This window comes from Flavobacterium sp., assembly GCF_031422135.1.
In the GTDB taxonomy this organism is placed as follows: domain Bacteria; phylum Bacteroidota; class Bacteroidia; order Flavobacteriales; family Flavobacteriaceae; genus Flavobacterium.
The window spans coordinates 1-7,855 of the sequence record NZ_JANOQD010000002.1; the positions used below are offsets into that span (position 1 = coordinate 1).

A 7,855-nucleotide genomic window follows, 5' to 3' on the forward strand; every position below is an offset into this window, starting at 1 on the left:
TGCATCGTAGGAATGTTGATAAGTTTTTAAAACCCGAAGGGAATTTTTTAAAAAACTTATCAATGTTCCGGCAATTAAGTTTAAATTTGAATCAATTATTAACCTAAAAAAAGGTCAACGTATTTTAGGATATGACAAAACAGAATCTATGAAAAGAATATTGATTTTATTGTTTTTAATTGCAATCTTTAATGATTGTTGTGGACAAAATAATAATCCGAAAAAGAAACAAATTGGCATAATAGCACTTGACACTACAATTGCACTTATGCCATTTGAAAAAGATAATTATGGAGTTTTAAAAAATAACAAAAGCACTAAATTGAATTATAAAGAATTACAAATGGTTACAGAATTATTATCAAAATGCATTAAACAACGTAATTCAGAATTTACCTTAAAAAATAATATTGAATTAAAAAAATACTATAAACAATATGTTGCTACAATTAATTCAAAAGGAGAAAAAGAAGTTTGGGTAAATTGTTTTTGCTACTTATGGGATACAGAATGGAGAAAAAATTTAATAAGGGTGGCAGATGGAGGTAAATGCTATTTTAATGTAAAAATAAACTTATCTCGTCAAATTTATTATGAATTAATTATAAATGGAGAAGGATAAAAACGTCACACAACAGCGGTTTGGCGCAATTGGGGTTTTAGGCAAACTTTAAAGTTGGTTTTGTACTTGGAAGTTCGGTCTTAAATTTATACATTTGGCTAACCAAATCCCCAACTGACGCCAAGCCACGAGACGTTAGCGGAAATGCGGGACAACGAGAATTCGGTAGAAAATGAATCATTTTCTTGATTTGGAAAAGAGTAAAACTCGGAGAATCACAAAACAGAAATTGTGCGGAAAACTTAAGCAGAAAGTAGAATCAAAACCGAAAAGAATTTGGCAAAAAATTAACTCGAAAGTTGAACCAAAACCGGAAAAAACTTTTGTGAAATTAAACCGAAAATTAAACCGAAACAGAAAAGAACTGACAAGAAATTAAACGGAAAGTTAAACCGAAAGTTGAACCGAATGTTGAACAGAAAGTTGAACCGAAACCGAAAAAAACTTGAGAAATTAAGCCGAAAATTGAACCGAAACCGAAAAGAATTGTCGAGAAATTAAATCGAAAAGAACTGTTAAGAAATTAAACCGATAGTTGAACCAAAACCGAAAAGAACAGTCGAGAAATTAAACCAAAAGTTGAACCGAAAACAAATTGTATCATGCAGAAATTAAACCGAAAATTGAACCGAAACCGAATTGAATCATACAGAAATTAAACCGAAAGTTAATCATAAATCGAATAAATCTGTTCAGATTTGAAACTAAAAATTTGCCGAAAATCTAAAATTATTTCCTAGAAATAAATATTCAAATCAAAAAAAATTATTTACAAATAATTGAAAAACAGCAACAAACTATAAATCAGCACTTCCGCTAACAGCGGTTTGGCGCAATTGGGGTTTTAGGCAAACTTTAAAGTTGGTTTTGTACTTGGAAGTTTGGTCTTTAATGTATACATTTGGCTAACCAAATCCCCAACTGACGCCAAGCCACGAGACGTTGTGGGAAATAATTCGACAAAAATTGCGTTATTAAGTAAATTTAAATGAAAATGACTGAGAAAGAAAAAGAGTTGTATCATAAAATAAAAGAAGAGTCGGAAGGTTTTATGTTTGATATGTTGTTCAAAAAGAACAGCCAAGGAATTGTTGAACCCATTAAAGGAATGACACTAAAACTAATGCCTGACGGAATTCCTATGATATTAGACCAAGAATCAGCAAATTTATTGAATGGAAATTCAACAAATGACCCATTTGCATCTGTTACAACAAACAAATCATTCAGAGAAATCTCAAACGAAATCGCGATGGAAAGTCCTTTTGGCAAAAATAGTATGTTTTATAAAGAGGAACGAGAAATATTAAAAGGACAAATTCCAAAATTATAAAATATGGGAGCTTGGAAATACGAAGTAATTCACGATTATAATGCAACAAAACTTATCAAAGAGTTTAGTGAAGAAAACCTGAAACTAAAAAATTCAAAAGGAACAGATGATGATGAAATTGATTTTATTGTTTACGCAGAAAAAGACGATTTTACAATAAGTTTAGGAAGAGTATTGCTTATTAAAATGAGCGATGCAATGTTAAAATATTATTATCAATACAAAGGCACAGAAGATTTAACCAAATTTTGGGCGAAATATGTTTACAGCCAGCATAAAAACAACAATACTTTTCATTTTAAAGAAGATGAAATTGCAAAAGCATTTATAGAATCTATAAAACTTCAAACTAAATTAATCTCAGATATATCCGTTTTAGATGCTGAAAACTTCATAAAACGAATTACAGAAAATATTTCTACATTTCTCCACGAAGATTTAAAATTTTCTCGTGAACAATGGGATCCAACACTAAAGTCAGATAAGTATCTTTTTACAAAACCCGAAGATGCAGTAAAGTATTTTGTCACAAAATGTGATAACTTAATTAAGGAACTCAATGAATATAAAGCAAAATTAGAACTTATAAAATCTTTCAATATTGTAGGTTTTGAATTCAAAACACCTTTGATTGAAGATTTGATAAAAGCCATAGACAATAAAATAAAAAGCATTCAAAAGTTTAAGGCTTGGATTATTGAAAATAAAAATGACCTAAAACTAAAAATTCCCTACATCTGTGGAGTTTGGAATGGAACTGTTGAATTTATTGCAGGAATTATTGACATTGTTTTATTAGCATTAAACATAATAATTAGCGAATTATTAGAAGATGGTATTAACCTAGAAACATTACAAATTCGAGAAGGTATTGAAGAAATTTTAGAAGCAATTCTAAAAGACCCAATGAAGATAATTGATGACGCGATAAATTCTATTAAACAATACAAATACTCTCGATATGATGACCCAGAATTAAATCAATATCAACTTCAGTATAATGAAGGAGAAGATACTATTTTAGCAATTGATATAATTGTAACTATCATTACTATTATTAAAGGTATTGCAAAACTCACAAAACAACTTCCTAAATTCACCAAATGGATTGACGAAGTTTTGGCGAGACGTAAAAGAAAAAAGACTTTAGACTCAATTAATAGATTAGAAAAGGGTTGGAAAAGAGGTTGGACGAAGGAAAAAGTTCTTGAAGAACCAAAAGGAAGTAGAGATAATCCAAAGGAATATCTAAAAGGCGAATACATCAAAGAACATTATGAACTGTTTCAAAAAGAAGGAATTGCTTCAAGAGTTGTTTCAAAAAGAGATTTTGAAGATTTCGGCATTGGCAAACCAGATTTAGAAAAAACTGAATTTGCTAGTAGAAAATCAGATATTGATGATATTTTGATGTTATCAACAGAAGAACAGGCAATAAAATTAGGAAAACCAATTAAACAAATTGAAAATGGAGAGTTAGTAAGGATTGATTTTAAAATTACAAAAGATTCCAAAATAGAAATACCAACAGGCAACGAGTATGGAACTAACGAAAAATGGCTCCCTGGAGGTGTTCTACCTGATGGAAATTTGGAAATAATTATTAAAACTGAAGGATTAAAAGAAGGTATTCACTGTACAATAAAATATTTAAACAAATGAGAAAAGAACTTTTCAAACATAATTGGGACTTTATTTTATATGAAGAAGATGAGAATAAGATATTTCGTGTCGTTTTCTATCAAAGTTTTACTGACACTTCACGAGAGTTTAAACTTCAAGGCGAAGAGCTTGACTATGACTTTGAACAATTGAAAGTTCTTGCAGAAGATATTAGAAGTAATTACGAAAATTATAAGGACAGAGAAATAGTAGAATAAATTATTACTTCCCACAACACACGTTTGGCGCAATTGCGAATTTTGTGGTAAATTCACGTTTGCGTTCCGCAAGAAATTTTATCTTAGTGGAAAATAATCAGTTCCGAAGTTCGCAACTGACGCCAAGCGCGGGAACGTTGGTGGCTAGTGTTCGAAAAAAAATAATAAATAAAAAATTTTATACAGTGAAAATCTTACAAAAAGTATTGTTCGTAATCAGTCTAATAACAGTTACAACGTCATTCATAATAATTTATGAAAATAACAATCCAATAGTAACAGAACAAATTAATTTACGAGATAACGAAATATATCCAAAACTAGCCAGCGATGAATACTATTTTCACGAATCACCATACAAGTGGACAGGAGATATTGAACGCAAACAAAACAATAGTTGGTTCGATCGAAAACCATACGAAATTGAAATATCTAATACAGACATAGAGTCGGGAGAACCTATTTTACTAAAAAGTATGTCAACTAATGACGTGTCTTTTACTGACTTAAAAGAAAATTGTTTATCCGTGTTAAAAAGATTAGATTTTCCCGTTCTATATGAAAGGGCAGGTGATCATTTTATGGCTAACGAATTCACTGATGCAATTTTTAATTCAAAAGTTGCACGACAAGCATTATTCAATTATGCATTACGTAATTTCAAGAAAATTGAACATAAATATCCAAATTCTTGGAAACAGAATTTGTTAGATAAAGTAGATGAATGTTTATTGTTTACAAAAACTTACAATGCAAAAAGAGGTAAATATTTAAAATTACATGATATGCAAGGTTACGTAGTAAACCCGCATATTCAAATGGAATCAGGTAGTAACGGTTTTGCATATAAAATTGGCTACTACCAGTCTTTTATTTTTCGAAGAATAGAATACAATAATATTCCTATTCAAGAAATTAATTCGTATTTAATGATATGTAAATCAGCGTTATTAAATTCAATTACAAATAATGGTTTAACAAATTATAAAACTGTTTATATAAATAATGGTGAACTCATTATATCAGATTCAATTGTTAATGGTAAAGGTATAACATTAAATGTTAGAAATAACCAGGGTACAAAAACCCTTACTTTTAATTCATTTTCACATATCAAATGCTTTGTTGAAGATGAAAAAAATTTCTATGTTATTTATCAGAATGGAAAAACGACACTAATAAACGCAAGTTTAGACATTCTTAATACAAATTCTATAAACAAAAGTAATGACATGGATTTAATACAAGCAAAGTATGCACCAATAGGGGAAATTGAAGTTGCAGATGCAAATATTAAAAACAATACAAACAAAGTAATTTTAAAAAAGAAAAACGGTGTTTACTATGTTCCCGTTCTAGTTAATGGAGTTGCTATGGAATTTATTTTTGATACTGGTGCATCAGATGTATCAATTTCGTTAACTGAGGCATTATTTTTATTTAAAAATGGTAAATTAGCAAAGTCAGATATATTAGGAAAACAATACTTTACTGATGCAACAGGCAGTATTTCGAGTGGTACAAAAATTATTATCCGTGATATACAAATTGGAAAAAAGACAATACATAATATCGAAGCAACAATTGTTAACAATAAAAACGCTCCATTACTTATTGGTCAATCAGCACTTCAAAAACTTGGTAAAATAATATTTGATCCTAAAGAACAATATATATCATTTGAATAAATAGGCTTAAATTTAATTTGATATAGAATAACCTTGTAAATGTAAAGATTAAAAAAAAACAAGCTCCAACCTGAGAAAAGACAATTATAATGGACGAAAAAATTGATAAGTTAATACTTAAGGAGAAAGAACTGCTCTCTTTAATTACAAGTAACGAAATGTTCTATGTATCTTTAAAACAAACAGAACATTATGGTCTTTCAATCAACATTATAAATAAATTGATTGATATAAAAACAAATTTATTAGCAAATAACGGTAATGTAATATTTACATACTCAACATTAAGGTACGTTTTTGAAACATTAATTAATTCAAAACTTTTATTAATTGAACCAAAACAAACCTACAAATTATATTACTTTATCTACGAACATCACATTGGAAAAACAGACAGATTTATAAAAGTTTTGAAAAACGAAATTTCATTAATTGAAAAATATATAAAATTAGAACAAAATAATTTTGAAGAATTTAAAAACATAACAAATGATAATGAAAGATTTCAATTGACATCTGAAAAAATGAATGAAACTGAAAAATTAATTGATGAACAAGCTGAAAAAGAACTAACAATATTTTTCGGTGATTATAAATTTAATGGGTACGCATACCAAAAAACTTTGATGGAAAAAGAGCTATTGCCAAAATATTTAGAAAAATTAAAAGGTTTAAATCAACAAAAAAAAGAAATTTCAAAACAAATATTGCTAAATAGTACAATGTCAGCTTTATTTAATTTTAAAAGACAACCTTCAAAAATCTTTGCTGAATTAAAAGATATTAGAAGTTGGAATTGTAAAGCAAAGGCGGTTGATTTAGAAAATGAATATTTACAAATTTATGAATTATGTAGTGCGATAATGCATTCAACATCATATAGCTTGTTAACTACTAAAGAATTGGAATATGGAGAAAAACAATTTGTAACTGACTTATTGTTGAAGTATTCTACTGAAATAATAAAAAATATTGAAAAATATCTAAACTTAAAACAATTTGCAAAATTTAAAATTAACAACATTTAAAAAATACACCAGCCACCAACAGCGGTTTGGCGCAATTGGGGTTTTAGGCAAACGTTAAAGTTGGTTTTGTACTTGCAAGTTGGTTTTTTATTCGATACATTTGGCTAACCAAATCCCCAACTGACGCCAAGCCACGAGACGTTGGCAGATATAATTTTAAAAAAGAAACGTAAAAAGAAGAAAAATATGAAAATTAATTTAACTATCGCATTTTTAATATTGACTACATCTATATTTTCACAAAAAATATCGGTCAAAGAAATTAATGAAAGCAGAACAACTTCTGATAATTTATACAACAATAAATGTGAAATAAATTTAAAAATAAGTGGTGATGAAATAAGAAAATACAAGTTTGTTAAAATTAGTAAAATTTCAAAAGCAATTGACGACAAAGGTATAGATTTAGTAAATGAAGAAAATCGTAGTTTTGATTATGTAACTATTGACCAAGATTCAAGAATTACATTTGAACTAAAAGTTCCATCACGAAAAGCAGAGGTAATAAAAGAAATTGCAGGAGAAGTTTGTTTATATAATCCAACTGAAGTAAATGGTGGGATTGTTAAAATTTTAAATTATCAAAATAAAACAAACATAAATCTTTTGCCAAATAACTCTCCTGTTCAAGTTGTATATTTAACCAAAGAATCATACGCTAAATACGTAAAAGAAAATAAAGATAAAAAAGAGGAAGAATTAAAAAAAATGCCAGAAATCGCAAGAAAAATGGTTGAAGGTTTAGTATCTGCTTTTGATGGAATGTTTGGTATGAATGATAATGATCCAAATCAAGTTTTTTTCTTTGTCAATGGAGAGGAATCAAAATTTGTAGATTTATATTTTGAAGATGTTAACGGAAAAAAAATTGAACATGATGGAAAATCAACTACAAATAATCTTATTTCATATTCGTTTGGCGAAAAACCAAATCAAAATTGGAAATTAATATTAAATATTGAATCAAACAATTCAATTAAAAAAATTCCTTTCATAATTTCTGATATAGAATTACCATAGTAGAAATTATTACATCTGCCAACAGCGGTTTGGTGCAATTGGGGTTTTAGGCAAACTCATAGGTTGGTTTTGTACTTGAAAGTTCAGTCTTAAATCGTTACATTTGGCTTTCCAAATCCCCAACTGACGCCAAGCCACGAGACGTTGGCAGAAATGCAACCGCACCGGATAGAAAACCGAACAAAATATAAAATTCTAAAAAACTAAATGAAAATACTAAAATCAAAAAAAATACTTTACACAATACTAATTTTAATAGTTTTAACCGCCATAACATTTTGGTG

General features: G+C 28.4%; 9 protein-coding genes. 7 read left to right on the top strand and 2 right to left on the bottom strand.

Going from position 1 to position 7,855, the window contains the following annotated elements:
- The first annotated feature begins 148 nt into the window (after nucleotides 1–148).
- On the top strand, nucleotides 149–622 hold the full coding sequence (locus RMO70_RS00105) for a hypothetical protein (protein WP_310554382.1): 474 nt from the start codon (nucleotides 149–151) through the stop codon (nucleotides 620–622).
- Between the two features lie 37 nt (nucleotides 623–659).
- Here the strand turns inward: RMO70_RS00105 and RMO70_RS00110 are convergent, their stop codons facing one another.
- Nucleotides 660–803 carry a hypothetical protein gene (locus tag RMO70_RS00110; protein WP_310554383.1) on the bottom strand — a complete coding sequence of 48 codons (144 nt, stop codon included), beginning with the start codon at nucleotides 801–803 and terminating at the stop codon, nucleotides 660–662.
- 813 nt (nucleotides 804–1,616) lie between these two features.
- Here RMO70_RS00110 and RMO70_RS00115 point away from each other — a divergent pair.
- The 6 genes from RMO70_RS00115 to RMO70_RS00140 all read left to right on the top strand — a co-directional run bounded on the left by RMO70_RS00115 (nucleotide 1,617) and on the right by RMO70_RS00140 (nucleotide 7,571).
- The gene (locus tag RMO70_RS00115; RefSeq protein WP_310554384.1) at nucleotides 1,617–1,955 is read left to right on the top strand and encodes a hypothetical protein; all 339 of its coding nucleotides are present in this window, start codon (nucleotides 1,617–1,619) and stop codon (nucleotides 1,953–1,955) included.
- Between the two features lie 3 nt (nucleotides 1,956–1,958).
- Nucleotides 1,959–3,617 carry a hypothetical protein gene (locus RMO70_RS00120; RefSeq protein WP_310554385.1) on the top strand — a complete coding sequence of 553 codons (1,659 nt, stop codon included), beginning with the start codon at nucleotides 1,959–1,961 and terminating at the stop codon, nucleotides 3,615–3,617.
- Entirely contained in the window at nucleotides 3,614–3,835 is a 222-nt protein-coding gene (locus RMO70_RS00125) for a hypothetical protein (RefSeq protein ID WP_310554386.1), read from the top strand. Before RMO70_RS00120 ends, RMO70_RS00125 begins: the two co-directional genes overlap by 4 nt.
- A 185-nt stretch (nucleotides 3,836–4,020) precedes the next feature.
- Nucleotides 4,021–5,523, top strand: a complete 1,503-nt coding sequence (locus tag RMO70_RS00130) for a retropepsin-like aspartic protease (RefSeq protein ID WP_310554387.1) — start codon at nucleotides 4,021–4,023, stop codon at nucleotides 5,521–5,523.
- Nucleotides 5,524–5,612: 89 nt separating this feature from the next.
- A complete protein-coding gene (locus RMO70_RS00135; protein ID WP_310554388.1) occupies nucleotides 5,613–6,551 on the top strand; it encodes a hypothetical protein in 939 nt (312 codons plus the stop codon).
- A gap of 186 nt (nucleotides 6,552–6,737) precedes the next feature.
- On the top strand, nucleotides 6,738–7,571 hold the full coding sequence (locus RMO70_RS00140; protein WP_310554389.1) for a hypothetical protein: 834 nt from the start codon (nucleotides 6,738–6,740) through the stop codon (nucleotides 7,569–7,571).
- Nucleotides 7,572–7,668: 97 nt separating this feature from the next.
- Here the strand turns inward: RMO70_RS00140 and RMO70_RS00145 are convergent.
- A partial coding sequence (locus RMO70_RS00145; RefSeq protein ID WP_310554390.1) for a hypothetical protein occupies nucleotides 7,669–7,855 on the bottom strand: 187 nt, incomplete at its 5' end.

What these genes read in the sequence shown, in the direction of transcription:
- RMO70_RS00135 (WP_310554388.1), top strand. Translation starts at nt 5,613, where the DNA reads ATGGACGAAAAAATTGATAAGTTAATACTTAAGGAGAAAGAACTGCTC.
- RMO70_RS00140 (WP_310554389.1), top strand. Translation starts at nt 6,738, where the DNA reads ATGAAAATTAATTTAACTATCGCATTTTTAATATTGACTACATCTATA.
- RMO70_RS00125 (WP_310554386.1), top strand. Translation starts at nt 3,614, where the DNA reads ATGAGAAAAGAACTTTTCAAACATAATTGGGACTTTATTTTATATGAA.
- RMO70_RS00120 (WP_310554385.1), top strand. Translation starts at nt 1,959, where the DNA reads ATGGGAGCTTGGAAATACGAAGTAATTCACGATTATAATGCAACAAAA.
- RMO70_RS00115 (WP_310554384.1), top strand. Translation starts at nt 1,617, where the DNA reads ATGACTGAGAAAGAAAAAGAGTTGTATCATAAAATAAAAGAAGAGTCG.
- RMO70_RS00105 (WP_310554382.1), top strand. Translation starts at nt 149, where the DNA reads ATGAAAAGAATATTGATTTTATTGTTTTTAATTGCAATCTTTAATGAT.
- RMO70_RS00110 (WP_310554383.1), bottom strand. Translation starts at nt 803, where the DNA reads ATGATTCATTTTCTACCGAATTCTCGTTGTCCCGCATTTCCGCTAACG.